Here is a 26,919-nt window from a genome sequence, read left to right as displayed (position 1 = left end):
CACGAATCTCATATAAGGCTAGGTATGATTGGATGAGTGTGCATAACAACACAAAGTCCTTTCTGTCGAAGGTCATATCGAGTAAATGAGGCGGATAGATGGTGTGAAAGTGCATGCGCTTACCCGGGGAGGTCTGATGGAAACGCAAAGTACACTTTGTAACCTACTTAGCGATAGGTAGCTGAACCATCAGAAGTCAGCAGAGGTCATAGTACCATTCACTTCTAGAATGAATGGGAAGGACCGAACAATTCGGAGAGAATAGCCCTTGGCATGCAGTTTTCTATGGTAAACACAGAAAATCCAGAAGGACCGACTTAATGGAGGTAATGGTGAATCCCATGAGGGACATTGAGCGGGTGCAGTAGAAACTGTTATAAGAAGACAAGCTATTCACGGAGGAGTCGAACGAGATGCTAATGAATCAAATATTATCACGGGAGAATCTGCTTCTCGCACTCAAACGGGTGGAACGAAACAAAGGGAGTCATGGAGTAGACAAAATGCCCGTAAAATTCCTACGACAGCATGTAGTCGAAAACTGGCTAACGATTAAGAAGCAAATTCTTGAGGGAACCTACCAACCACAACCAGTTCGCAGAATCGAAATCCCGAAACCTGACGGCGGTGTGCGACTATTAGGAATCCCAACCGTGACAGACCGACTCATTCAACAGGCGATTGCCCAAGTGCTATCCAACCTATATGACCCGAACTTCTCGAATCATAGTTACGGATTTCGACCAAAACGAAGTGCTCACGATGCAATCCGAGAAGCCAAAGGTCATATAAAAGAAGGATACCGCTGGGTAGTAGATATGGACTTAGAGAAATTCTTCGACAAAGTAAACCATGACCGTCTAATGAGTACATTAGCGAAGAAAATTTCTGATAAACCTCTACTCAAGCTGATTCGTAGATACTTACAATCGGGTGTCATGATAAATGGTGTCGTTTATGATACAGATGAAGGAACACCCCAAGGGGGCCCACTGAGTCCACTTCTCTCAAATATTGTGCTGGATGAATTAGACAAAGAATTAGAGAAACGTGGTCATAAATTTGTCCGTTACGCCGATGACTGCAATATTTATGTGAAAACAAAACGAGCAGGAGAACGAGTGATGGCAAGTATCAAAACCTTTATTGAGAAGACGCTACGATTGAAAATAAATGAGAAGAAATCCGCAGTGGCTCGTCCTTGGCAACGTAAATTCCTAGGATTTAGCTTTACCTCCCGCAAAGAACCACAAGTTCGAATTGCGAAAGAGAGCATAAAGCGAATGAAGAACAAAATTCGGGAATTAACAGCTAGAAAGAAGCCATTTCCAATGGAGTACCGAATTCAACAATTGAATCAATATTTAATTGGGTGGTGTGGCTACTTTGCATTAGCGGATACGAAATCAATATTTGAATCACTGGATGGATGGATTAGAAGAAGACTTCGCATGTGTTTATGGAAGAATTGGAAAAAGCCTCGTACGAAAGTGTGCAACCTCATTCGTTTAGGAGTTCCAGACTGGAAGGCTTACGAATGGGGCAATACTCGCAAGAGTTACTGGCGTATCTCGAAAAGTCCAATATTACACAGAACCCTTGATAACTCTTATTGGAGTAACCAAGGGCTCAAAAGTCTGCAAGCTCGTTATGAAATCTTGCGTTATTCATCTTAATTGAACCGCCGTATACGGATCCGTACGTACGGTGGTTGGAGAGGTCGGGAGTTAATCACTCCCTCCTACTCGATTTGTCTTACTTGAGAGAGTAGCCGGAGCAATCTCAAAGGAGAGTATCAAATATTTTCTTATATGTAAAGGTGAAGCCATGAATGGATTGGCAAGAGCCTTATTCTTTGGAAAACGAGGAGAATTACGGGAACAAGGACTGCAAGATCAACTACAACGTGCTAGCGCCTTAAACATCATAATTAATGCCATTAATGTATGGAATACCGTATATCTTACCGAAGCAACAAAACTGTTGAAGGAAAAAGGGAATTTGCAAGAAGATTTACTAAAACATATTTCGCCATTGGGATGGGAACATATTAATTTTCTGTGAAAACACCTTTGATATGAAAAAAATAGCAAGCTTAGACTCACTCCGTCCTCTTGTTCAATAAAATCCAAGCCGATGATTCCTTAGCGTATGTTTTCCGCGTTTTGCTGGTAGGATCCCATCCCCATCAACTTAAGAATCAGAATTACCCCAAACCGAAAAAATGAGCTTTTTGTTACAAGCTAGCACAAAATTTCCGTTTAGGGGATACTTTAAAATTTTAGCTTGACGGCTATGAGGTATCATAGTGACCCCTTATACATAAAAAGTGAAAGTTTCTTCGATAAAATCGAAGAAACTTTCACTTTTTTATTATGAGAGAGCTTTTTTCTATTTTTATTGTCCTTTTTTAACTTCTGGTTCAACTGTATAAGTGTAACCTTCGTTAGTAGTAGTGTAATCTTCGTCAGTAGATTTGCCATTTTCAGCAACCGTACCGTCAGATTGAACAGCAAGTGCTCTAGGTTGCTCTACAATAGGTTTTACAGATACAGAGAACTGTGTTCCATATTCAGCTGAGTATTTACCTTTTCCTTTTAAAGTAACTTTATCAGACAAACCATCTGAATACTCATAGACAGGGCTTACATTAAAAGCACTAGTCTTGGTATTGCTATATCTAAAAGCGTCATACCATAAATTCTGAAGATTATTATTGCGCTTTCGAGAACCATCTTCATAATTAACTGTTCCTGTTATAGTAGAGGTAAGGTCTACATTTCCATCTATTTTAACGGTATTTAAAATTACAGAAACCTCTACAGCTGAATGTGCAGGAACTACGATATTTTGTGGGCTAGCGGTATAAGTATAACTTTCAGTCTTTGTAGTTTCATTTGTATTTGAGAAATTATATTCAGTAGATATTTCAACACTTGTCTCTCCAATAACAGGAATACCAAACGATGCACTAGCAGTTACTCCTAAGTTAAATCCATGTGTAGTGGAACTAGAAACAGAATGTTCAATTGTCTTTGAGAATTCATTTGTAGTGAAAGTTTGATCACGATCCGTATTATTCCTGAAAACTGTCTTCCCTACGAATAAAGTTTTTGCATTAGTAATAGGAGAACCATCTTCTTCTACAGACGTTTTAACTACCTTATTAAGAACAAACTGTGGATTTTTATAATTCTTATACTGTTCAACATTATTTTGAAGCATGCTAAACATCTTTTTGAAGGGCTCATCCCAATTTTCTATATAAGGGTTTTCTTGTCCTGCTGCGATAGGGTTAACTTGAGGTGTACTTGCTGCACTCGCTGAAATTGGGGATGCGAATGCAAATGAAGTACCAATAACTCCAATCATAGCAAGTGATAAAATTTGTTTAGTCTTCTTGTTGTTTTTTAGCATATTACTAGCTCCTTTTTTGAGATTATAAAATTTGTATTTATAACAATCGAATTTACTATTATTCTATAAAATAAAGTGAATTCTACTTGTTGATAAGTTTATATTAGTTTATATATCTTTCGAAATCCTTTCATAAGTATTACAAAAGTCTTGCAAAAATATAATAAAAGAGTGTCGCCACATTGCTATCCAGCTCAGAGGGGTCACTATACATGCCCTTCAACTTAAGAAATTTTAATACCCTTAAATACAAAAAAACGTTATCCTTTCTAAACAAGCTAGATTAGAAAGGATGGCGTTTTTTATGAATCTCTCAATTCAAGATGAACTACAACCATTTGTGGAAGAATTACAACGATATGTTACACCTGTATTTTTAGAAGAACTTGCAAGAGAAATAGGGTTTGTAAAACGAAAACGCAAGTTTTCTGGCTCAGACTTAGCTACTATTTGTATTTGGGTGAGTCAACGGGTGGCAAGTGATCCCCTTGTTCGATTATGTAGTAGGCTTCATGCAGCGACAGGCCCTTTAATCAGCCCTGAGGCTTAAATAAACGCTTAAATACAAAAGCAGTTTTGTTTTTACAACATATTTTTTCTTTACTGCTACAACAAAAAGTATGTGAACAAACGCAAATTTCTAACCACCTCTTCTCTTATTTTCAACGAATTCGTATCCTAGATGCCACCGTATTTCAAGTGCCAAATACTTTAGAGAATGTATATCCAGGCTCTGGAGGATGTGCCCAAACAGCTGGAATCAAAATTCAATTAGAATATGATTTGCACAGTGAAGAATTTCTTAACTTTCAAGTTGGACCAGGAAAAAAATAATGACAAAACATTTGGTATGGAGTGCTTAGATACTTTACGACCAGGAGATTTATGTATTCGTGATTTGGGTTATTTTTCATTGGAAAGGAGGCCTATGCAAGTCAGTGGAGGGGTACCGTCAGGAAAATGCGGATTTACAACGTTAAGTAAATTTAATGTGAAAAAGCCGGATTCCAATAGCTATGGAATCCGGCTTTCATGACGGCTTTTAATAAAACTCGTTATTCAACTATCGCGTGTTCGTTAGCTTAAGGTACTTCCGCGATATGAGTAAACGAAGCAAACGAGGTCATTATTTACTTTTATTTAAAGGAACGACTAATTCTAATTCCTTTATTTCTTCACTAAATCCTTCACTATTTTGTCGACTTGGCTTGAGTGTAAATGATTTTGGTATCGTATCCATTGGAGGCAGTGTCAGTACCATATGATGACCATAGTTCCCAACTGCCATGCCTGATTGTAGTTTCAGTTTATCATATACCTGACCATTATCATCGACTACAGAGAAATCAAACCATGGCCAAGTATCGTTTTTATCCATTTCAGCAGGGTAATCAATCGTTAGGTCTATTCTGGTTGATAGCGGTGAAAAGGTTACTTTATCCGCTGTTAACTTATAAACTTCATCTACCGTTTTAGTTGTAACCTTTGGATAAAACTCAAACACATCGCCTTTTATTTTTTTAAGTGGGAAAGCCACCTTCAACTTGCCCTCATAGCCAAATAAGTTTTCTCCATGGACCTCAATCTCAATGTTATCGCCAAATTCATTAAATTTAGAGAAGGTAAATTGATGATGTTCAATTATTGTTTTCGAGTTTAAGTCGTCCTGACCTGTTGAACCAATCGCTGGTTTAATTTCTTGTTGTCCATTAATTGTTATATAGCTAAAGCCGGCCTTTTCTTCTTTCATCGAAAGTTCTTTTTGACCTGTGTAAACTACCGTTACGATTAACCGGTTTCCATCATAAGCTGCTTCTTTTACAGTCATTGTTAAGCCGTTTTTACTATCTTGTTTATCAATTACTGTCGTAAGTTGATCGTGTTCAATTTTCTCTGAGGCAATGTCTCTAAAATCTTTATAAATTGGACCAATTAGGGGGATATTTGATAAGGCTTCCGCCATGCCTGTTGAAACAAATCCAGAACCAAGCAAAGTTAGACATAACCCACATGCAACCAAGATTGACTGTTTTGTGGTTCTTCCTACTTTTCTTTTTTTCTTAGCTTGAAAGATAGCCGTCTTCTCCCTTGCCATTAGCTTTTCAACAGGTACATTAATGTTGTCGATAGATCGATTGAATTTGTCTTTATTCATAAAGATAGCCCTCCTTTAAAATGGGTCTTAGCTCTTTTTTCGCTCGATTTAAGTGTGATTTCACGGTTCCCTCCGGATAATTCATGATGGTGGCAATTTCCTTAATGGACAGATCGTGATAATACCTCAACAAAATAATGGTCTTAACAGTAGGATTTAAGAAATTAAAGGCTTCTGATAAATCCATCGAATGCATGATAAAATCAACATTTTCAGAAGCGATTAATTCAGTAAAGATTTCCTCATTATCTGTAGTAAAATGGCGGGACTCTTTACGAATAAAATCAATGGATTTAAATACTAGAATTTTTGTAATCCAACTCGAAAAACTTTCAGGCTTTTTTAATGTCTTTATGGAAATATAGGCTGTATAAATTGTTTCCTGATAGACATCAAGAGCATCTTGTTCATTTCTAACATATGCATAGGCTGTTCGGTACAGCTTTTGTCGAACAGAACCAATCAGTTGTTCAAATGCTTCATCATCACCTTTTTTTGCTTTTTTCACTAATTTTGCTAGATCCATTTTGGTTCTCCTCTCCGTTACACAATAAAGTCGAATGAGGAAGTAAATCGGTTGCAAAATAATTAAATGTATTAAAATTGTTATCCATTATCTTTTTCCATTTCCTTTAGCCTACGATAAAATGCCGCCTAGCTGATTCCCTAACGTTCCGTAGATTGGGATATCCCAACAAACGATAATGAGATTGATAGCATTATGTAATTGTTTCGCAATCGGATTCCACTTATTCTTATAATCCGCGTTTGATGAATGGTTCTCGCTTTCTGTTGAACATTCACTAAGAGTGTCTTCCTCGTTGCTATCGTTTGTACTTTCACCTGAAAGTGGATTAAATAATTTTATTGGCTTGAGGTTAGCCATTTCTATAAAATCTTTACCAGCTGTACGGCCACAGAAAAAGGCCAATGCTAAACTAAAGGCGCTCGCTGAAGAACTGCACCCTACACATGAAATTCGTGATGTATCCGTGACCGAGCGCTATATCGATGAATCCATTTATCAAGCGTCTTCTTGGCCCGCACCACGAAGAATCGTTATTCAATCGATTCGCCCAGCTGGTGAACTGTTCTTTTCTCATGCTTTTTTTGTGACGAATTTGAGTGAAACTTTCTCACCACAAGCCATTGTTGAATCTTATCAACAACGAGGTACGATGGAAAATTTCATTAAAGAAGCGAAGAACGGTTTTGGTTTCGATCAGATGAAAAGTCATGATTTCATTGTTAACGAAGCACGCATGATGTTAAGTCTGCTTACCTATAATTTTACAAACTGGCTCCGTACACTAGTTTCCCAAAGCGCTACAAGGGTATTCAAATCCAAACAATTCGCACGCGCCTCATTAAAGTGGCAAGTAAACTAGTGAAATCTGGACGCTCAATGTACTTTAAATTGTCTTCTAGCTTCGTGTATGCACACTTCTTTTGTGACGTACTGACCCGGGTGCAACAATTAGAAATCAAATAACCTTTTTTAAAAAATCGACATCGCACCAAGGAAGGAGTCTGCCCAAAAAACGAATTTCTTTCCATTTGCTTTCTATTTCTTCTTTCCTGAAGCATAGATTCACAAAAAAACGAGACTACTATAAAAAAACTCATGAAAATCCACAAACTTTAAATAGCTATGAATAATTCAGGTTCACGGCAATTTAAAGTTTTTTTCTTCTCTAAAATTTTCTTCAAAATAATCCTCCTTTTTTCTCATGGGTTTGGTGTATAGATAGAATGGTGTTATAGTCCTGTTGAACTTGTCTATATGCAATTCTTATAAGTAAATCATTCAATTTTCGAATTTTATTCCAAGTATTTCCTGGTTATTTGCATCTGTAAGAAACGTCAATGCCCGTAAAAGGATGTAAAGAGCTGCAATTCCATGTGATAATAGGTAGACATGAGTATGATGTAAAGAGAGAGGTGTATGTTGTGAGGAAGCTAGCACATGAAATGCACCGATAATTCCGATGCATTTTACTTAAGCATAATCAGTTATTCTAATATATAACCCGATACGATCCGGCAATCGCGAAAGCAGCAGTACGTTATTTTAGGCAATATGAATACCTAGATTGTGAATGGTTTATAGGAACAGAAGTCAGTTTTTTAAACGAATTTATTCAATTTGAAAGGCTGTTTTCTCAAAAACTGTTGCTATTCAACTAACGAAGCAGGTTAGTTGTGCGAAATGTTCCTAGCTCAAATGGAGAATGGTCACATTACTCTGGTAAAGCTAGGCAGTTCCTTTCGGAATTGAAGGGTTATATCGAAGAATCAAACGAAGAGGTAACGCTCGGAAGGGTTCTCTCTTAGTCGAATAGCACTTGTTTAGTAAGAATGAAAGTGTTATAAGCTCGGAGAAAAAGCGTGAGAATTTACCGTAACAGTTCGGCTGACGAAAGCCTACCCGCGGTGGTGGTGTAAATCATGATGCTTGAGTTGAATGAATATGGGGAGAATGCGAATGAACCTAAAAGAAAAGGTTAAGCTGACAAACTTCTGAATGTACGGGTCTATACTACGATACATAGAAATGTGTATGTCACCAAATTGTGAGGTTAGATGTGGGTGAGTAAGACTAGCTAATATGAAAATCCATTGATACGTTACAGGCGAATGAATGCTAACAGGCTTACAGGAAGCACCTAAGTTCATTCCATAATAGATATAATTCAACATTGTAAGCTGATAACGTGGAGGGTTTACTCTTTTTGAAGCGTTGCGAAGGAAAATAATCGTAAGATTAGCGGTTATATAACTTTACTTTATATCAGTGAAAGTGGTGGCACAGTACCGTTGAAGCGTGTAATGAACGAGGAGGGATAGCCACTAGACTAATGAAGAATTACTTAATCATGCTTGGCAAATCTTTATTGGTTAATAAGGTTCTCGTGAGACTAAAAGAGGTTTACCTTCCAGGGGAGGCACCGACTTATTGAAACGGAAGAATTGAGACATAGAAGGTATTTTGATATCAGAAGTGTTGATGATTAAGTGAATTGGATTAGTTGGAACGCCGTATGCGGTGAAAGTCGCACGTACGGTGTGGACAGGGGGAAAAGCTGGCGATAATTTCAAAGGCTTACCTATCTGTATGAACAATAATGTGTTGAAGTTTATTTTGAAACAACAAATATTTGAAACGGATTATGGGATTTGGATTCTTATGAATCGAAAATGAATATGGTATAATATGTATTAAATGTAAAACGGAGTTGTGCTGAAATAAATAATCTAAAATTGCCAGGAGGATTGAGTGTATGAGAAGGAATACTATTTTTGCATAGCAAAGGCTATTGCACAATAAAATAATTGAAAATAGCCTTTGCTCTTCCTAAAAGAAATATTAAAATTTAGGAGTGCAAAAATGAGCTATAAAAAAGCAAAGCATATACTACCAGCTGAGTTGGTGGAGTTAATACAGAAATATGTTGATGGTGAATATATTTATATCCCTCGAAGAGAAGATAATAAAAAAAGTTGGGGGTCCAGTACTTCTACAAGAAAAGAATTGGATTTGAGAAATTCTAATATTTATAACGATTATCTATCGGGGTTGGATATGGCTACGTTGGGTGGAAAGTATTATTTGTCATCTAAGAGTATACAAAGAATTATACTAACAGAAAAAAGAAACAGAACGAACTTTTGAAATAAGCCAATGTGGTTTTTTACCGCATTGGCTTATTTTCTTTTATGAAACAACTATGAGGTTTTTTCAAGTAAAGTAATCCACTTATAATCAAATCAACACCTATAAAAAGAATAATAAAAAAGGAGAAATGAATAATGAGTTTGTATATTACGAAAGAAATAAATAAAGGAGATAAACAGAAAATTAATGATGAGCTTTATAAGTTTAATTTAAAGCATTTTCCAGTAGATTTAAGAGGTCGATATGAAGAAATCAATTTATTTATTAAAGACGAAAACAGCATTGTACGTGGCGGTATACTCGCTGAAGTATGTTGGAATTGGTTAGAAATTCACACCTTTATAATAGATGAAGATATACGAAAATCGGGAACTGGAACGAGATTATTAAAAGAGCTTGAAAAGATAGCTTTAGAAAAAGAATGTGATTTCATAAAGGTAGATACGTTAAGTTTTCAAGCGTTAGGTTTTTACGAAAAAAATGGATATAAAGTGTTTGGGAGTTTAGATAACGTCGGTAGAGATTATAAACATTACTATTTAAAAAAAGATTTAAATAAATGTTAATCTAATAGAATAGGAAGGGAAAGCTTCCGTTCTACCCCGGCTACTATCAATCTATAAATTGAATAAAAAATAGTCAACCAGATTTCTCTTGCTGACCTTATAATACGATCGGGTGCTTTAGTCAAGTGGAGCAAAGTCTTTTAAGACATTGCTCCTTTTACATTTAAAAGTACTTCTGATAATACTTTTTCCTTAGCCTCCCGCTTAATTGAGCGTAGATCCTAGTTGTTTCGCTTTTCTCGTCCCCATAAGACTTTGTATGACTTCTATGGGAGCTCCATTGTTCAACAAATGAGTTGGATAGCTGTGTCTAAGTTGGTGTGGATGAATTTCTTTATTGATTTCAGCACGATTTGATATCCGCTTGATGATGTATCGCATCTGGGCAACACTCATTTTATGTGGCTGTCTTACTGTCACAAAGATGGCAGGATTATTGTCAGTACGGCTTTCAATATAACGTTTAAGCCATATGTCACAACGCGTATTAAAATAAACCTCCCTTTCCTTATCACCTTTTCCTCTAACTATTGCGGATTGATTGGACCAATTAATATGGTTCTTTTCTAACGCAACTATTTCTCCAATTCGGCAACCAGTAGAAAACATGAATTCGAAAATCGCTTTTTCCATTGCGGAATGACAGGATTCACGGAGGTGTTTAATCTCCCGTTCGGTTAAATACTTGGGTATCCGCTTTCCTACTTTCGGTTCTTTAATTTTGGAAGTTGGATTCTTACTCAGGTATCCTTCTTCATGAGACCAACGAAAAAATGATTTCATAAAGCGGATACGGTGTGCAAGACTGGCTGGTTTTAAGTGCTTGCCGGATATAGCAAGAAAAGATAACTCATTTTGAATATATTGAGCAACAGGTCAATTAACTATATTTGATTTTCTTTCGATTTAGGACTGCTTTTGGACCAAAAGCCTTCCACAGCTGTGATAAGAAGAAAACTAAAGGACCAAGTAAAAGAGGTTATATTCGTAAGGATTGTTGCTTTTGAAAAAGCCGTAAATTAATTTACTTTTTATTGTATAAGCAAGAACTTGTTTTGTTAAGAGGCGGTATTCTGCTATTGAGTTTCCAAGGGGAGATCAACTCATATTAAGATTATTATATGAAGGTGGATTAAGAATTGGAGAAGCCGTTAATTTATGGATTGAAGATGTAAATATAATGAGTGCTCTATTCGAGTAAGAAAGTCAAAAACTATGGATATAAAAGGTCATTCAGCTTATTCTATTCTTTTATAAATGAAATTCACTAATTGGGTTAAAATTAATGAATTAACAAGAAATGTAGTAGACTTTATCGGATATTTAAGAAAAATCATTCATACGTTTAAATTATTTAACATTTGAGAGTTAAATTGTGTTAAATGTATTGGTTAAATCAATAACAAAAAATGTTGGTGATGATTTTGAAGAATTTATTCAATGAATAGGATTTTTGATAGAAAGGTTGAATGATATAAGTATTTAAAGCTCCATAGTGGTTATCAAATTCAATAAATTAAGCAATATTAACAAAAACAAAAATAACATAGTTTATGATTTCGTAAATGTTCATTTAGTAAACGTATTACAACTGTAAGAAAAATACATAAAAAAATATCAAAGAAAATAATAAGAAATCAGTACATTTAAAGGATAATATTCCGATACTTAATAATGTCTAACGTCTATATTTACAATAAATCCATTTTTCTGGAATACGCAAGTTCAAAGTCTAACTTTATACAAAAATTCGAATAATAATTAATCCTCATTCTTTAGAAAGTAAAAGCTCTATTAAACAGGAGGTTATTTGAATAGTAATACTCGAATAACATTAGGAAATCGAAAAAAATAGAAAATTTATTATTGTAATAGAGCATTAAGAGCTAGTAACAGGAGGAACAAAATGAGAAATTTTTTCGAAGACCAGTACATAAATATTGATCAACAACTAATAAACATAGTCAGTGAAATTAGTGAATATAAAGGTATGTTGACCGCTTATCAAGAGCAAAAACCTGATATATTCACTAGTCTTGAAAAAGCTATACCCCTACAATACATAAAAAACTATATTTCAGTTTATGAGGATATAAAAGTTTCAAATAAGCGATTAAAGGAACTTATTTTAGATGATATGATACCCCAATCAATTTCGGAAGATGCGATATTTTGTTTTTATGAAACTTTGGCTCTTGTACATAAAAAATCTTGTACTTTTTCTATAAGTCCAGATACTATACAAGAATTACATTTTCAATTAATTCATTATAATACCTCTGACAGTGCAAAATGGCGGCAAAAGCCATTTTCTATCCTAGGAATTCCGGAAAAAGGGATGCACACGATTTGTTATCGCCCTCTTCCGCCTGAAAATATTCCACAGGCTGTAGAACAATTATGCAACCAGTACAATTTATTAAACAGTAAAAAAGAGTTACCTACACTTATATTAATAGCTCGTTTTATATTGAATTTTTATTGCATAATCCCTTTTAGTCAAGGTAATGGTAGATTAACACTTATGTTAATGCAATTACTATTAGTAAAAAGCGGATATACATTTGTAAAATATGTTTGTTTAGATGAATATATAAAGAAAAGAGAATCAGAATACTATGAAGCCATATTTAAATCATCGCTTAATTGGTACTGTAATGGGCATAATATTAGCTTCTGGTTACAAGAGTTCTTAATGATTATTTTAGAGGTTTATAAAGTTCTACATTGCAGAGTATTGGGTTCTATATGTAAATATACAAAGGTAGAGCGAATTCAAAATTTCATTCATAATCAAAAACAACCTTTTACAAAAGAATGCATTCGAAGCATTTATCCAGATATAGCAGAAAGTACAATTAGTAAAACTTTAACTAATTTACAATTATTAGGTGAAATTAAACTTATTTCAAAAGGAAGAAATGCGCGCTGGATGAAAGTCTAATCTTAATCTAACCCTTTTCAAATCGGGGCTAATAAGTTCCTACTAAACAAATCAATAATCTAATCTAAGAACCAATTGCCCATCTTAAATAAGCAATTGGTTCTTTACGATTCAATCTAGAAACATGGAAAATCTCAAAAGTGCCTTGTAACTACAAGTCAAGGATACCCCTCAGTAATGAAAATTAAGTAGGTACCATCTCACAGTTAATATCTATTAACAAAAAAGTCCCATTGGGATCAATATGTCAAACCTTTAAAGAATTACTCCAATTCACTTAATTCCCCCATTATTAACAAAATTATGTCAATATTTAGTCGTCTGACAACTGAATTTCGCTTTATTGTGACATCTTCATATCAATATTGCTATTATTAATCTATTTTCAGAATCAAAATAACGGGAAATAACATATTCTAAACATAATTTAGGTTATTTTCGCTGTTATTTGCTAAAAACTGTGTCTATGACTAAGATTTACATCATAGGAAATAGAAAGAATCTTTCCTGATTAAGTAAGTTAGGGGTGCTCAAAATGTAAAATAGAACGTATGAATTATTGTGAAAAATATCAAATAGGGAGGTAAATAGAATGAAAAAGAAATTAATTACAGGATTAGTGATAACATCCATTGTTGCTACGGGAGTTATTCCAGTACATACTTTTGCAACGCCTATTGCTCAAGCAGAAATTCAAGAAGAGAACATGACTCTTTCTTCATCTTTAAGAAAATTAGGTGCACAATCTAAATTAATCCAAATGTATATCGACCAATCTTTAATGAAACCTAATGTACAGCTAGATGAAGTACCAGCTTTAAATACAGAACAATTCTTAATAAAACAAGATATGAAAGAATGGTCGTCGGAACTTTATCCAAAGTTAATTCTAATTAATTCTAAAAGTAATGGATTTGTCACTAAATTTCATAGCTATTATCCAACATTAAAAGAATATGTAGATAACAAGGAAGATAAAGAAGGTTTCTTGGATAGACTGGAAGTCCTTCAAGAAATGGTTACGACAAATCAAGAAAATGTTCAATATCAAATTAATGAATTAACAGATCTTCAATTACAGCTTGATAAAAAACTTAAAGATCTAGATACTGATGTGGCAAAAGCTCTGGGAGTACTTAGTTTAGAAGGAACAGGGAAAATAGACAAGCTAAAAGGTGAAGTACTAGATACTAAAAAATCGATTCAAAATAATTTGCAAGAAATAGCATTTCTACCAGGAGCTTTAAATGAACAAGGACTTAAGATATTCCAAGAGATCTATAGTCTTTCAAAAGATATCATTGATCCAGCTGCTCAAATAGCAGCGGCAACGTATAACAAAGGAAAAGAAATTAACAACGCTATTTTAGAAGCAGAGAAAAAAGCAGAGAAAGAAGCAAAAGAAAAGGGTAAATCTGCTTTAGAAATTGAAGCTGTTAAAAAAGAAGCTCGTGAAGCAATTGAGAAAAATAATAAAGGTGAAATTGCTGCAGCAGCAGCTACAAAAGCGAAAGAGTATGACCTTATAAAAGCAATTGACCCGGAAGAAATCAAAAAAACATATAGTACCTTTGCTGAAGTTAATAAACTAAAGGCAGAACAACGAGCATATTTAGATGATTTAGAGCAACAAAATCAAAAATTATATGATTTAACAACGAAACTAACGATAGCAGATTTACAAAAATCAATGATTCTTATTATGCAACATGATTTGCATACATTTGCTAGCCAAGTGGATGTAGAACTTGACCTATTGAAACGTTATAAAGAAGATTTGAGTTTAATAAAAAGTAGTATTACAAAATTAAGTACTGATGCTGATACTACTAACAATCTATCTCAAAAAGATACATTAAGACGATTGAAAAATGTAATAAGTCAACTAGAGGAACAAACTGATAAATTTTAATACTCGTGAAATTAATAAAAGTGAAATTTGAAAATCTGTCGATGCTTGGGAGGAGATAATATGAAGAAATTACCATTTAAAGTGTTAACCGTGGTCACTTTGTCAACGGTTATAACCGCAACAAACAGTAGCGCTATTCAGGTATTTGCGCAAGAGCAGGTCGTTCAAGAACAAAAAATAGGAAATTATTATGCATTAGGGCCTGAAGGACTGAAGAAAGCGTTAGCTGAAACAGGGTCTCATATTCTTGTAATGGATTTGTACGCAAAAACAATGATTAAACAGCCGAATGTAAATCTATCCAATATTGATTTAGGTTCTGATGGGGGAGAATTAATCAAAAATATTCACCTTAATCAGGAACTGTCTCGAATCAATGCGAATTATTGGTTAGATACAGCGAAGCCAAAAATTCAAAAGACAGCACGTAACATTGTAAATTATGATGAACAATTTAATAATTATTACGACACATTAATAGATACTGTACAAAAGAAAGATAAGGAAGGGCTAAAAGAGGGTATTGGTGATTTAATTCGTACGATTGATACAAATTCAAAAGAAGTTACAGAAGTAATTAAGATGTTGGAAGCCTTCAAAACAAAGCTATATACAAATACTATAGATTTTAAAAATAATATTGGTGGTCCAGATGGGAAGGGTGGATTAACGGCAATAATGGCCGGAAAACAAGCATTGGTTCCACAACTCCAAACTGAAATTGAGAATCTACGTTCCACTCAAAAAGCACATTTTGACAATGTATTAGCATGGTCAATTGGTGGTGGATTGGGAGCAGCTATTTTAGTTATAGGAACTATTGCAGGAGCGGTAGTAATTGTTGTGACTGGCGGAACAGCAACGCCAGCTGTTGTAGGTGGCCTTACAGCTCTCGGTGCAGCTGGTATTGGTTTAGGAACAGCAGCTGGTGTTACGGCATCTAATCATATGAATTCCTACAACGAAATTTCGAATAAAATCGGGGAATTAACTATGAAAGCCGATTTTGCTAATCAAGCAGTTATTTCACTTACTAACGCAAAAGACACTTTGACATACCTATACCAAACAGTGGATCAAGCAATAATGTCTCTAACGAATATTCAACAACAATGGAATACAATGGGGGCAAATTATAAAGACTTATATGATAATATCGATCAAATACAAGATCATAAGCTCTCTTTAATACCTGATGATTTAAAAGCGGCTAAACAAAGTTGGAATGATATTCATAAAGATGCGGAATTTATTGCAAAAGACATTGCTTTTAAACAAGAAGATAATAATTAGAAAAAAATACATATAGGGAGGAATATAAAATGAATAAACAATCTCTTTACAAAGTACTCGCTGTATCGACATTTTTAACTTTAACAACAACCTCTGTAATCTCTCCAGTAGCAGCATTTGCAGAGACAAGTAAAATTGAGCAAACAAGCAATAGTGATACGTCTCTTTCAGGAAACGAAGTGAAGATGAAAGAAACCTTGCAAAAGGCGGGACTTTTTGCAAAATCTATGAATGCTTATTCTTATATGTTAATTAAGAATCCGGATGTAAACTTTGAAGGAATTAATATTAATGGATATACGGATTTACCAGGTAAAATTGTACAAGACCAAAAGGATGCAAGAGCACACGCTCTCACATGGGATACAAAAGTAAAAAAACAGCTTATTGATACATTGACAGGTATTATTGAATACGATACAAAGTTTGAAAATTATTATGACATAATTGTAGATGCAATAAATACAGGAGATGGAGAGACGTTAATAGAAGGGATTACAGATTTACGAGAAGAGATTCAACTAAATCAAAAGTATGCACAACAATTAATAGAAGAATTAACTAAATTAAGAAATGATATTGGACCAGATGTTAGAGCATTTGGAAGTAACAAAGAGCTTTTACAGTCGATTTTAAAAAACCAAGGGGTTGCAGTTGAGGATGATCAAAAGCGCCTAAATGAAGTTTTAGAATCAGTAAACTATTATAAGAAATTAGAGTCTGATGGAATAATAACAGTATCTGTGCCTTCTATTCCTACATGGATTGCTGGGGGTATAATGCTGGGGGTAGCAAGAGATCAATTAGGTCAATTAGAACCGTTTTTAGCACAATTAAAACAGACAGTTGATTATAAAATAACATTAAATCGTGTAGTTGGAGTTGCACATAGTAATATTAGTGAGATGTACAATGCACTCGATGATTCTATTAATGCTCTTACTTTTATGTCTACGCAATGGAATGACTTAGACTCTCAATATTCGGGGGTACTGAGACATATCGAGAATGCATCTGATAAAGCGGAACAAAATAAATTTAAATTTTTACTACCTAACTTGAAATCAGCTAAAGACAGCTGGAAAACATTAAAAATAGATGCAGACATATTAAAAGCAGGGATAAAAGAGTTAAAAATATAACCTGTTATCACTCAAAAAAAGAGGCTTTTTCCTCATGTTGGGTCAAACTGAGGGTCAGTATTTAAAAAAGATGGTAAAAAACCCTTGAAAACACTGGTATTTCAGCTCTTTTCATACCTTCCGTTTCAAGACACGCATCTCATAAAGTAGCTCAAAGTATAGATGTATCAAGGTGTGACGTAAAGCATAAAATTTCCTTTTGGAAACTCTATGCTTTATTTTATTTCAGGAAATTTTATGCTTGATTTATTTTCCTAAATTGCAATTCCAAGTTTAACAATTTTTTTCAAAAACACCTCAGAAGTTCCTTTGTCTTCTGTTCGTCGGTCGGCGTAGTCCATTTAACCTGTGTTGGCTAGGTCTGCAAGGCGGTTTCCCTTGTAGAGCTAGCCAATACAGGTTAGGATCTGTAGCTGACTGATGAGCAGGCACTCGTTTAGTTTAATCTATAAAATGACTTAAAGCCTTGTGGATATAGGGTTAGAAAGTTTATGGTTTATTATTTGGAAATTATATGGTTTATGTCAAAGCTATGTCATGAAACAAAATGATTTCTCTTTCGTCTAATACTTTTGTCATCGCTTTAAATTGGTTGATGGTTTTTTTGAATTATATACACTTTAAAAATATGTGGGATAAAAGAACCCCTGCAAAATACGTATTAAGGTATAATAAATGCTGTATTTTTATAATATAGAAATTTTTAAAAATGGTTTTGAATAAAAAGGAAATTTAGTTTGATAATAGCTCTTCACCAAAAGTTGTGGATGACATTTGTTAAAAAGCATGACGACTTCGTGAAATCAGAGTGAAAGCGCACAGTCGGAATGGAAATAAATCACACGCTTATGGTGATGATCCCTGATAATAACATCATTTTAACAATTAATAGGTTAGGGAAAATTAAGTTATAAAGGATGAAAATAATGCGTAATTTTTTTGTGGAGGATAATGGATTTGAAGTTAAGATGCAATCAGATTTACAACGAAAAATCAAAGTAATACAATTTCTTTCAAATGAAAATAGGTGGTATACATTCGAAGAGATATCGAATGCCATAGAAGCTACAGATAAAACTATTAGAAAAGATTTGAATTATATAAAAGGTGTAATACCTGAAAATTGGAGTATTGAAATAAAAAAAGGTTATGGTGTTCAATTAATAATGCCTATCCATGCATCAGTAAATGAAGTGATTACGTTATTTTTTAGAAAATCTTTAACATTTCAGATTTTAAATAAGTTAATAGAGAACAATGAAACAACGGTAGTGAATATAGCTGAAGAACTGTTTGTTCAACCATATGTTGTCTCTAAAGCTTTAAAAAAAGTTGAAAGAGACTTAGCTCATTTTGGTTTAAAACTTGAAAGGAAACCGATTAAGATAGTAGGAGATAACTGGAGAGTAATCCATATGTTTACTAAATTATATTCAAAAGCTTTCATGAGTACAGATTGGCCATTTTCATTTGCCAAAGATAATATTTTTGATTTTATAGAGAGAGTAGAAAATTCGATGGATATTGTTTTATATATAAGTTCTAGACGTAAATTTGCATATTTTTTAGCTATTTTACTATTAAGGAAGCAACAAGGACATGAATTACAATGGATTAATGAATTTTCAAATCATAATTGGGATACACCGCAGTACAATGAAATATCTTTACATTTAGATCAGGTGGAAAGAGATCATAATATAGCATTTTCTGACGCAGAAAAAATTACTATAACGATTGTTTTTAAATGTTTGGATTATATATATAAGTATCCAGATAAAGAAAGAAAAAATGAAGTAAGCTTATTTTATGAAAGTAGTTTACCTGTGTATAATATCACAAGAGATTTTATATCTATGTTAGATAATAAATTTGGTAATTATTTCATTAAAGATGAGGAATTTATCTATTCAATTATTCTATACTTTAGTAAGAAAGTACATATTTTAAATTTGCTTTCTTATATTCCAGGTAATAAAAAAAACACTACATCTTCTATGAAAAAACAACACTTTAAAACTTTTCTGAAAGTTAAGGACGTATATATAGATTGGGTACGAAAGCATAAAATAACTAATCATGTACCAGATGAAGAAATTATTAATATAGTAATGTACATAGAAGCTTCTCGAATTTCTAATGAATTTAGACCCAAAAAAACTCTTATCATTGCAGGAGAAGGAAGAGGCTGGAAAAAATATATTTCAGCGAAATTAAAGAATCAATTTGGAAATAAAATAGAATTTCCACCTCTTATTTCGACTAACTTAGCAGAAGAAAAAGAGTTGGAAGTAGATTATGATATAGATTTTATTATTTCTACTATACCGCTTAGAATAAAATCACATCCGGTCAAACAAATCCAGCCTTTTGTAACAGAGCGGGATATTGATAATATAGGTAAATATATATATGAATAAGTGACATTACAACCATCCTCCAAATGAAACGCCCTGTAAAAGTTAGACCACAAAATCTAACTATTGCGGGGCGTTTTATGTTCAAATTTTTTCTGATGAAGATTGGCATTTTCACGTATCTAATCCTTGTCATATTTTATTGTTTCGCTGTGCTCCTACTGTTCACCTGTTTAATTGCGATTCGTAATTCATTTACTATGTTAATCCCTTAGATATTAGTAGGTTCGATGGCTAGTTTAATAAATAACTTTCCAATTATGGGGATACAGAATTTAATTAATGAAACATTTTTATAACAACTGTTAAAAAGTGTAAATAGGACCATTTGGAACGCTTCTATTTAGGTAATTACATAGATAATTAAGAGGTCATACCTAACAAAATGTACCTAGTAGTAGGTAAAATTTAATAGGATGATTTTCGTGTAATTCTATATAATTTTACTTAGAAGAAGCCAGTTGGCTAGATATTCTTGAGCAAGGCTTTGTTAACACTATTATCGTTTCAGGAATAGTACAACAATAAAATATAAAATGAGGTGAAGGTTTGAATATGTCAAATCCTATTTTAGTAAATGTTACAGAAGAAATTGTGCGTGGTTTAGTGCGTTTTCTACTACAAGGACCGGAATATCAAACATTTTGTAAATGTGAAATCTGTGAACTTGCCGTAGTAGCACATACAATGAATGAATTGCCAAACACGTATGTTACATCTAATGAATACCGAGATGTAGCGTTTGAAATTATGAAAACTCCTGAAAATCTGAAATTAATCAATAAAGAGATTATTCATGCATTACATGCGGAAAATAATCATCCTCAACCAATATCTTTATAATTGAAACATCTAGATCCCAAGAGAGCCAAAATTATTTATATGCTAAAGGGAGTACACATTCAGGACAAATAGTAGAAAGAACATACCTTCTTAAATGCTCCTGTGTTTGCGACATAACTAAGTATTGAATATTGTACATGTCACAAGAAGATTTGTTACTCAAATGAATAGAAGTCAAACTTGTATTTCAAATTATGAAATGAACAATATATATGTCGTAATCTTTGTGTACTTATTTCCTTCAGCCAGTATTACCTTTAGTTTTTAAAAAAATGTCTTACTGGTGAGATTCCTATCAGTTTTACACAATTAACAAAAGGAAATAAATTAGCCTTAAGGACTGTAAGAAGATATGCACCAGATTTATGTAAAAAGTAAGTACACGATATAAAGAATATTTAACAATGATAATAGAAAGAATTTTGTAGGATGTTCGAAAGGCAGCGGTGGGTTTGCATAAGAATGGTTTATTTCCAAGTAAGGAAAGAATACATAGAAAAATAGGTAGTAGCGTATTTTTAGAAGATGAGATCAGATTGAAATGGAAAGACATAGTAAGAGTTTTAGGATATAAAATAGATTAGATAGCTTTACTTTTAAATAAATCCAGAAAATATTTATCAATTATTTGGTTACCTTTCAAATGTGAAAAAGTGTAATCAAATGACAGGAATTTTGTTATATCCCCAAACATCGAAGGAGATTAATCAAGTATTTGAGATGAATGGATATTTGATAAAAGTTTTAACAGTAGACTTAAATAAAAATTGGCAAGAAATTAGAGAACGATTGCTACAAATAATCCGGGATTAACAGTTGCTGCGATATTTTTCTATAGCTTTTAAGAAAATTGTTCTTACACAAAACCCCTGTAAAGGGACCTACAGTTAGGAACACAGTCAAGCTTTTTGACCGCTCATGATTGGTGTAAATGGGTAACTTTTAAAGGAAATGCAAGCAGTAGCTTAGGGTTGTTTTTATACTAGAAAATTTACCTTTCACATAGTGGAAGGTTTTTTATCATTAGATAACGGGATTCCAGAGAAAATTCTCTTTATCCGTAATCGCAATAAACGTAGTGAATGGCTCGCTATTTTGAGTACAGATACGACGCTCGACAATGAAGAAATCATTCGCATTTACGGCATGAGTTGGGATATTGAAGTGTTTTTTAAATGCAATAAATCACTGCTACAGTTAGAAAAATAGTTTCAAGGGCGTTCATCTGATTTATTGATTAGCCATACAACGATTATTTTTACGCGTTATGTTTTGATAGCCTGGCAAAGGCGAAAAGAAGCTGATTCAAAGACATTTGGTAATTTATTTTATGTGCTGTGTGAAGATGTTATAGACATGGATTATCTCACAGCTCTCCAATCACTGATTGATATTTTTCAAACTTTAGCAGAAGCTAAAGTTGTTTTAAACATGGACATTTTTAAAAGTCAAATGAACAAATGGTTAGCAGCTCTGCCTAGTTATTTCAAGCAATGTTTCGATCTTTCAGGGTGCGAAAGTTGAGTACTTATTAATACTTAAAGAGGATAATGGATGGGGAAATACCTTTGAAGGTAGTAAACTATCTGAAATTTTGTATCTAGATAAAACAAAGTGATATTGTTAAAAAGCTTCAGAACTTCAAAGCCTGTCTGTGAAAATTCATATATATTTAAAAGAAAGTTAGCGATATTTTGAGTGGTAAATAAAGGATGGTGTCTTGCGATGAACATAAATTATTTTAAAAAAATATCATTGAATGGTAGAGTTTCATACGGAATTAGCTGTTTTGAGAATACATTAATAGCTTTAAATTATAATGTTAATGAGTGGAGAATCGTTTTAGAATATTTGTGGGAATTTACGAGTATAAAGTATCTAGATGATTGGGGCGGCATTGTAGCTGAAATAATCCCAGAAAATTTACTGGAATTTAAATCATATGAAGAGCATCACTTTGAATATTTAGATGAAAAAAACTTCAAATACCTCCATCGATTATACCAAAATATTGATAAAAAAATAGATTTTGTAATGACGTCGATTTATGATATTGGTATAAGTCATGCATACAGTAGAATAGTGGAATATGGACAAAATAGTTTAGATGAACTAGAGATACTAATCAACCATATGGTGAAAAGCAATGTACCCTTACCTGATATCAATCCTTTTGAGAGATTCTCGATAGAAGAGAATAATGGATGGGGAAATGCGTTTGATGGAAAAAGTATTTCAAGCATCTTATAATTTTTTAGGGTATATTTCCTTTTGTATTCAGATAAGGCGTAGAAGGATAGATGGTATAAAAAGCTGGAAAATCAATAGGATACAACTTAGAAAAAAAACGTAAAGGGGCTGTCAACTGGCAGCCCTTTAGTTCGTTTTATCGAGAATTTTATATGAATCAAAGAGAAATTTCACCAAATTGCAACCTAAGCATTTTTTGATTCCTTCTTAATGCCTAAATAAGTAAAAGATCTCCAAGCATATTCCAATGGTCCGAAGCGGAATTTGGATAACCACAGTTTACTAATAATCATTTGTAGCACAAAAATGACAATGGCGATGATGATGGCTGTCGTTAAGTGTAGTTTTCCGTATACACCAAATGCAAACGGCCCAAATAAAAATGTACAAATGATAGATTGCCCGATATAGTTTGTGAATGCCATTCTTCCAGGGAACGCTAACCACTGTAAAACTTTCTTCCCTTTAACCGTGTGATAGATGAAGATCAAGCTAATAGCATAAAAGATAGTTAGGAGCGGTGAGCTAATATATTGTATTGTTTGAGCAGCAGATGAATTTTCTAAAAGGAAAGGTAGTATCCAGCTCAATGTTCCACCAATTATTAATGTCATTAGCCAAGTAATGAAAAAACCTTTTCGGTATTCTTCAAAACGATGAAGCCATTTTTTCTTCGCGATAGCTGCCCCGAATAAGAACATCAGTAAAAACGGAAGATTTGAAAATAAATAAAATATAGGATTACCTAGAAAAAGAACATATAGCCCATTACGCATTGTATAAAAAGTTCTTTCCATAAAATTAGCATCCATTAATTGTTGAATATTGCCATTTTGATGGGCATCTATCGTAACTTGCATGAGCTGACGACTTTCCTCTGACATTGGTATTGTCATAGTAGAATCGGAAGATAAAGCTCCAAACGTTAAAAGTCCAAAAAGTAGACTATATAAAGTTAAGCTAATGATTAACATAGCATTAGGCTTTAACTTATGCATAAGAAGGAGCAATAATCCTAAAATTGCGTAGTCCGTTAAAATATCTCCGAACCAAATGAAGTATGCATGGATACAACCGAAAATAAATAACGCAATTAGGCGTCTAGAATAAATTCCCCAGAAGTTTAATTGCTTTGCTGCTGCTCTTTCCTGCATGATGACCATTCCAAAACCGAACAACATGGAAAAGAGCATGACAAATTTTCCATCGACAAACATAGAAAGAAGAGATTTGACTGTGTAACCAGCTTGATTCCAAAAAGAAGTCCATTCATTTTTAAAACTTGGATCCTCCTGCATGTAGACAGGATAAAGGAACCAAATAATATTTGCTAGTATGATTCCGAATAATGCGAACCCCCTTAATACATCGAGTGATTCAATCCTCTCTTTGGCAGAAATGGGTGAAAGCTTTTGTTTCATATACATTCATCCTTTTGATTATTATTTAGTTTCTTCAACAAGTAGTTCACTGCTGAAAAAACCTTTGTAAATGAAACTTTAACTTATAATTATCAAGATTTTATAAGGAAAACTTAGATATTATAATTTTTGTAAAATATTTTCGTGGAAAAATTAACCTTTCTTTATGTATACTTGGAAAATGTAGGTTGAGATATATCTGTTTTAGATTGGGAAAAGACAAACAGACAACGCAAGGATAATTTAAAGATTTTAATTTAAAGGTATAAAGGGAGGAAATGTGTAAAGGTGAAAGCGGAGACGTTGAAAAGTTTAAGTGTACTATGCTATCTGCAGAGCAGCTATTACACAAATAGGCATGGGAATAATGATTAATGAAAGACAGATAATAAGCAATATAAAAATAAGATGGTACTTGTCTAGTCTATGGATTGGTAAAGGGAAAAATTATTACGAAATAGAAATGCTGAAAAATACAAGTTATGGTAGTTTTAATTGGTTATGGTCTGATGTAGATACTATATTATTTGATAAAGACAGTTTGGATTTTATAAGTGCAGTTATAAAATTGAAAGAGCCAATAAAAGTAAAAAGAGATAAAATGTCTATAGTATTCAAGGAGGTGAAATGTGGCAATATTAAAATAAGTGAGGAAGGGAATTTTGATTGTAAATTATCAGATTTTACCGAGTACTATGTTGAAGGGGATATTTTACTGTCCTATTCTGAAAAATGGATCAGAACAGAGCCTTCCATTGAAGTAAAGGTGACCGTAGACTTTTCAATTGTTTTACAGAATAACGAGATGATAGGAATTGTGATATACAAGGCTAGTAATCACATACTACCTGACAATGAATATCTAATTGACGAAAATGAAAATATTGAATCTGACATTTGTATTATGCTAGGTAGTTTTTTTCAATTACTTGAAAAAATTGATGATGATTTGACACAACATGAAAGATCAGAATTAAAAATTTTATTTTTGGAAATTTACGAACAAGCATTAACTCATGATGACTTACGGTATAAGGCACTAAGAGACACTATATTAAATGTAATAGACTATATTTAATTCTAAAAGTTGTGGATGACACTAGCCTTTGTATATAAATTGATTAAAGTGAAGGCTAGACGCCCCTAGGAAAGCGCTCAGCCGGAATGGAAATCAACCACACGTTTTGGTGATGATTCGGAATATTTACAGATAATGATTAAACAATAGTAGCATTTTAGAAATGAATTTTAAGGGATGTGATTTTTCGAAAGTTTACTTAAGTGAAGCTTCTTTATGCGGTAGTACTTTTGAGAATAATATTTATATTAAAGGGAACTCTGATTATGCAATATTTAAGAAATCAAATATTGCAGGTATTAATGCTTTTAGAACTAGTTTTTATGAGTGTAATTTTTCTGAAACGACGTTGACTCAGAGATACGTAATTGTTCTTTTATTAATGCGAGTTTTTCAAATGTAATATTTAAAGATGTAAATTTTGATATTTCTAGTTTTCACTCATCGATATTTCATAATGTGAAGTTTATTGATTGTTCATTTGAAAAATTAAGATTTGATGAAGCGGTTGGGATAGAAAGTGTAGATTTTAAGAATACAAACATCATTATAAATGGTGAAGCAAAAATTTATCTAGGGAATGAAATTAAAAACTATTTTTCTAAATTGGGTTGATACTTCTCTGATATAACAGTAAGCGAGGTAAATCTAAAATGAAAACTAGACTAGAAAACTTAATTTTTTCGTTAAAATTTACAGAAGCCATAGCCTTTGTGGATGGTATGGCTAAAGATGATTTCGAATGCAGTATTTTGGAATTGTGTTATAAATCAGAAAACATCATATATTATTCTTTTGTTTTAGACCTGTTAAAAAGGAAGGAAACAGCTTTTCTTCACTATATTGCTTCAATTATACTATCTCACCCATTATGTCATTTAAATGGGGCTTATCAAGCGGCATTTTATCACGCAAAAAAGGCAGTAGAATTTGATGAAGATGAAGTAGAACTTAAAGAATATTTATTATTTTTTAATGACATACCTGATAAATTACTTAGTGATCAAGAAGCTAAAACATTAGCTGAACAAATATTAAACTTAAAACCTAAAAGTGAGGTAGCAAAACAATACATTTAAATATCAAGAAAATATTTAATCATTGCATGAATATGAATACATTTTTTTGTGAGGAGATTACAATTATAGCTCTAGATAACAATACTAATATTACTACTTAGTTTGTTCGGAATTTACATTAGTGTTCCTGTTTGATTAGGATAAAGGAACCTAACAATATTTATACCTAGTATGAGTCCCATTAGGTTTCTGGTATATAGAACAGGATATTCTTGTAGATAAAAAGGTGGTTAGAACATTATGCATTTAAAGAACAAAGAACTGATTAAACGGACACTAGATGGTACATGGTTTTACGAGAGAATAGTAAATATTGAATATAATGTTGGAAATGATTTTGAAGATAATTATGTTGGAACAATGGATCTTACATTTCATGTTACCCTTTTACAAACAAAGGAACCATTCAAAATAAAGATTAGATATTATAATGTTGATGATTTAACGATAAGAAAAGCAACAACTTTTCCATTGTCGAGGGACTTAATTATTCATGATATGAAGGAGCAAGGTTTGGTAAGCAGCCAGCGTTATCATGTACATGATGATAGTGGATATGGTGAAAATGATGGATTCGAATTTATTGAGTTTTATTGTATCTCTATGGAAGTAATTTCAGTGGAAGAGTTTTACAAGTGATACAAAAAGGACAGCATCTCAATGCCGTTAGATATTATATAGGGATAATATTAGCCATGAACCCAGTAGAAAAGAAAGGGATGAAGC

The 26,919-nt window shown here is 33.1% G+C and carries 19 protein-coding genes and 5 pseudogenes; 19 read left to right on the top strand and 5 right to left on the bottom strand.

The annotated features are described in order from the left end of the window. The first annotated feature begins 413 nt into the window (after nt 1-413). The gene (gene ltrA, locus QUF91_RS17760) at nt 414-1,676 is read left to right on the top strand and encodes a group II intron reverse transcriptase/maturase (protein WP_289416808.1); all 1,263 of its coding nucleotides are present in this window, start codon (nt 414-416) and stop codon (nt 1,674-1,676) included. A 139-nt stretch (nt 1,677-1,815) separates the two neighbouring features. After that, nucleotides 1,816-2,125, top strand: a pseudogene (locus tag QUF91_RS17755) (Tn3 family transposase); the annotation flags it as partial. A gap of 272 nt (nt 2,126-2,397) precedes the next feature. Here the strand turns inward: QUF91_RS17755 and QUF91_RS17750 are convergent. Continuing rightward, nucleotides 2,398-3,417, bottom strand: a complete 1,020-nt coding sequence (locus QUF91_RS17750; protein ID WP_285399193.1) for an ETX/MTX2 family pore-forming toxin — start codon at nt 3,415-3,417, stop codon at nt 2,398-2,400. 304 nt (nt 3,418-3,721) lie between these two features. Here QUF91_RS17750 and QUF91_RS17745 point away from each other — a divergent pair. Beyond that, nucleotides 3,722-4,336: pseudogene (locus tag QUF91_RS17745) on the top strand (IS4 family transposase); the annotation flags it as partial. A 207-nt stretch (nt 4,337-4,543) separates the two neighbouring features. Here the strand turns inward: QUF91_RS17745 and QUF91_RS17740 are convergent. Next, complete coding sequence (locus QUF91_RS17740; protein WP_285399192.1) at nt 4,544-5,572, bottom strand: DUF4179 domain-containing protein; 1,029 nt, start codon at nt 5,570-5,572, stop codon at nt 4,544-4,546. Next, nucleotides 5,565-6,098, bottom strand: a complete 534-nt coding sequence (locus QUF91_RS17735) for a sigma-70 family RNA polymerase sigma factor (protein WP_285399190.1) — start codon at nt 6,096-6,098, stop codon at nt 5,565-5,567. Before QUF91_RS17735 ends, QUF91_RS17740 begins: the two co-directional genes overlap by 8 nt. 397 nt (nt 6,099-6,495) lie before the next feature. Between QUF91_RS17735 and QUF91_RS17730 the strand changes: the two are divergent. From QUF91_RS17730 to QUF91_RS17720, 3 genes and pseudogenes are all read left to right on the top strand, one after another. Next, a pseudogene (locus QUF91_RS17730) lies at nt 6,496-7,064 on the top strand (transposase); the annotation flags it as partial. Nucleotides 7,065-8,960: 1,896 nt separating this feature from the next. Further along, nucleotides 8,961-9,245, top strand: a complete 285-nt coding sequence (locus tag QUF91_RS17725; protein WP_285399185.1) for a CD3324 family protein — start codon at nt 8,961-8,963, stop codon at nt 9,243-9,245. A 137-nt stretch (nt 9,246-9,382) separates the two neighbouring features. Beyond that, on the top strand, nt 9,383-9,814 hold the full coding sequence (locus tag QUF91_RS17720; RefSeq protein ID WP_285399183.1) for a GNAT family N-acetyltransferase: 432 nt from the start codon (nt 9,383-9,385) through the stop codon (nt 9,812-9,814). 163 nt (nt 9,815-9,977) lie between these two features. On the opposite strand, the pseudogene QUF91_RS17715 reads toward QUF91_RS17720, so the two are convergent. After that, nucleotides 9,978-10,675: pseudogene (locus QUF91_RS17715) on the bottom strand (tyrosine-type recombinase/integrase). A 1,045-nt stretch (nt 10,676-11,720) separates the two neighbouring features. Here QUF91_RS17715 and QUF91_RS17710 point away from each other — a divergent pair. From QUF91_RS17710 to QUF91_RS17675, 8 genes and pseudogenes are all read left to right on the top strand, one after another. Next, nucleotides 11,721-12,758: a Fic family protein gene (locus QUF91_RS17710; RefSeq protein WP_289418841.1), complete on the top strand. Its 1,038-nt coding sequence runs from the start codon at nt 11,721-11,723 to the stop codon at nt 12,756-12,758. 592 nt (nt 12,759-13,350) lie between these two features. Continuing rightward, nucleotides 13,351-14,670 carry a hemolysin BL lytic component L2 gene (hblC, locus tag QUF91_RS17705; RefSeq protein WP_289418839.1) on the top strand — a complete coding sequence of 440 codons (1,320 nt, stop codon included), beginning with the start codon at nt 13,351-13,353 and terminating at the stop codon, nt 14,668-14,670. A gap of 60 nt (nt 14,671-14,730) precedes the next feature. Continuing rightward, nucleotides 14,731-15,963 (top strand): hemolysin BL lytic component L1, encoded by a 1,233-nt coding sequence (gene hblD / locus QUF91_RS17700; protein WP_285399180.1) that lies wholly within the window; start codon nt 14,731-14,733, stop codon nt 15,961-15,963. A gap of 29 nt (nt 15,964-15,992) precedes the next feature. Then, the gene (gene hblA, locus QUF91_RS17695) at nt 15,993-17,105 is read left to right on the top strand and encodes a hemolysin BL binding component B (protein ID WP_285399179.1); all 1,113 of its coding nucleotides are present in this window, start codon (nt 15,993-15,995) and stop codon (nt 17,103-17,105) included. 926 nt (nt 17,106-18,031) lie between these two features. Beyond that, complete coding sequence (locus tag QUF91_RS17690) at nt 18,032-19,525, top strand: BglG family transcription antiterminator (protein WP_289418837.1); 1,494 nt, start codon at nt 18,032-18,034, stop codon at nt 19,523-19,525. A 552-nt stretch (nt 19,526-20,077) separates the two neighbouring features. Beyond that, on the top strand, nt 20,078-20,365 hold the full coding sequence (locus QUF91_RS17685; protein ID WP_285400284.1) for a late competence development ComFB family protein: 288 nt from the start codon (nt 20,078-20,080) through the stop codon (nt 20,363-20,365). 1,020 nt (nt 20,366-21,385) lie between these two features. Beyond that, nucleotides 21,386-21,889: pseudogene (locus QUF91_RS28325) on the top strand (IS4 family transposase); the annotation flags it as partial. A gap of 201 nt (nt 21,890-22,090) precedes the next feature. Continuing rightward, nucleotides 22,091-22,615 (top strand): hypothetical protein, encoded by a 525-nt coding sequence (locus tag QUF91_RS17675; RefSeq protein WP_285398796.1) that lies wholly within the window; start codon nt 22,091-22,093, stop codon nt 22,613-22,615. Between the two features lie 185 nt (nt 22,616-22,800). Here the strand turns inward: QUF91_RS17675 and QUF91_RS17670 are convergent, their stop codons facing one another. After that, nucleotides 22,801-24,036 (bottom strand): DUF418 domain-containing protein, encoded by a 1,236-nt coding sequence (locus tag QUF91_RS17670; RefSeq protein WP_289418832.1) that lies wholly within the window; start codon nt 24,034-24,036, stop codon nt 22,801-22,803. 367 nt (nt 24,037-24,403) lie between these two features. Between QUF91_RS17670 and QUF91_RS17665 the strand changes: the two genes are divergently transcribed. From QUF91_RS17665 to QUF91_RS17655, 5 genes are all read left to right on the top strand, one after another. After that, nucleotides 24,404-25,114 carry a hypothetical protein gene (locus tag QUF91_RS17665; protein WP_289418831.1) on the top strand — a complete coding sequence of 237 codons (711 nt, stop codon included), beginning with the start codon at nt 24,404-24,406 and terminating at the stop codon, nt 25,112-25,114. 154 nt (nt 25,115-25,268) lie between these two features. Next, nucleotides 25,269-25,517, top strand: a complete 249-nt coding sequence (locus tag QUF91_RS28160) for a pentapeptide repeat-containing protein (RefSeq protein WP_350224369.1) — start codon at nt 25,269-25,271, stop codon at nt 25,515-25,517. Beyond that, nucleotides 25,475-25,729, top strand: a complete 255-nt coding sequence (locus tag QUF91_RS28155; protein ID WP_285399422.1) for a pentapeptide repeat-containing protein — start codon at nt 25,475-25,477, stop codon at nt 25,727-25,729. The genes QUF91_RS28160 and QUF91_RS28155 overlap by 43 nt, the downstream gene beginning before the upstream one ends. Nucleotides 25,730-25,767: 38 nt before the next feature. Next, entirely contained in the window at nt 25,768-26,193 is a 426-nt protein-coding gene (locus QUF91_RS17660; protein ID WP_285399417.1) for a hypothetical protein, read from the top strand. Between the two features lie 240 nt (nt 26,194-26,433). Further along, nucleotides 26,434-26,832, top strand: coding sequence for a hypothetical protein (locus tag QUF91_RS17655; protein WP_289418828.1), 399 nt, complete (start codon nt 26,434-26,436; stop codon nt 26,830-26,832). Nucleotides 26,833-26,919: the final 87 nt, after the last annotated feature.

It is taken from the genome of Lysinibacillus sp. G4S2 (assembly GCF_030348505.1).
Taxonomy (GTDB): Bacteria; Bacillota; Bacilli; order Bacillales_A; family Planococcaceae; genus Lysinibacillus.
Note: the sequence above shows the minus strand (reverse complement) of the source record. Positions and strands in the feature narration are given on the sequence as shown.

Bases quoted from the DNA above. Each gene is read 5' to 3' on its own strand.
- QUF91_RS17735 (WP_285399190.1), bottom strand. From the start codon at position 6,098: ATGGATCTAGCAAAATTAGTGAAAAAAGCAAAAAAAGGTGATGATGAA.
- QUF91_RS17690 (WP_289418837.1), top strand. From the start codon at position 18,032: ATGCGTAATTTTTTTGTGGAGGATAATGGATTTGAAGTTAAGATGCAA.
- hblA (WP_285399179.1), top strand. From the start codon at position 15,993: ATGAATAAACAATCTCTTTACAAAGTACTCGCTGTATCGACATTTTTA.
- QUF91_RS17655 (WP_289418828.1), top strand. From the start codon at position 26,434: ATGCATTTAAAGAACAAAGAACTGATTAAACGGACACTAGATGGTACA.
- QUF91_RS17750 (WP_285399193.1), bottom strand. From the start codon at position 3,417: ATGCTAAAAAACAACAAGAAGACTAAACAAATTTTATCACTTGCTATG.
- QUF91_RS17710 (WP_289418841.1), top strand. From the start codon at position 11,721: ATGAGAAATTTTTTCGAAGACCAGTACATAAATATTGATCAACAACTA.
- hblC (WP_289418839.1), top strand. From the start codon at position 13,351: ATGAAAAAGAAATTAATTACAGGATTAGTGATAACATCCATTGTTGCT.
- QUF91_RS17670 (WP_289418832.1), bottom strand. From the start codon at position 24,036: ATGAAACAAAAGCTTTCACCCATTTCTGCCAAAGAGAGGATTGAATCA.
- QUF91_RS17660 (WP_285399417.1), top strand. From the start codon at position 25,768: ATGAAAACTAGACTAGAAAACTTAATTTTTTCGTTAAAATTTACAGAA.
- QUF91_RS17685 (WP_285400284.1), top strand. From the start codon at position 20,078: ATGTCAAATCCTATTTTAGTAAATGTTACAGAAGAAATTGTGCGTGGT.
- QUF91_RS17720 (WP_285399183.1), top strand. From the start codon at position 9,383: ATGAGTTTGTATATTACGAAAGAAATAAATAAAGGAGATAAACAGAAA.
- QUF91_RS17675 (WP_285398796.1), top strand. From the start codon at position 22,091: ATGAACATAAATTATTTTAAAAAAATATCATTGAATGGTAGAGTTTCA.
- QUF91_RS17725 (WP_285399185.1), top strand. From the start codon at position 8,961: ATGAGCTATAAAAAAGCAAAGCATATACTACCAGCTGAGTTGGTGGAG.
- QUF91_RS17665 (WP_289418831.1), top strand. From the start codon at position 24,404: ATGATTAATGAAAGACAGATAATAAGCAATATAAAAATAAGATGGTAC.
- ltrA (WP_289416808.1), top strand. From the start codon at position 414: ATGCTAATGAATCAAATATTATCACGGGAGAATCTGCTTCTCGCACTC.
- hblD (WP_285399180.1), top strand. From the start codon at position 14,731: ATGAAGAAATTACCATTTAAAGTGTTAACCGTGGTCACTTTGTCAACG.
- QUF91_RS17740 (WP_285399192.1), bottom strand. From the start codon at position 5,572: ATGAATAAAGACAAATTCAATCGATCTATCGACAACATTAATGTACCT.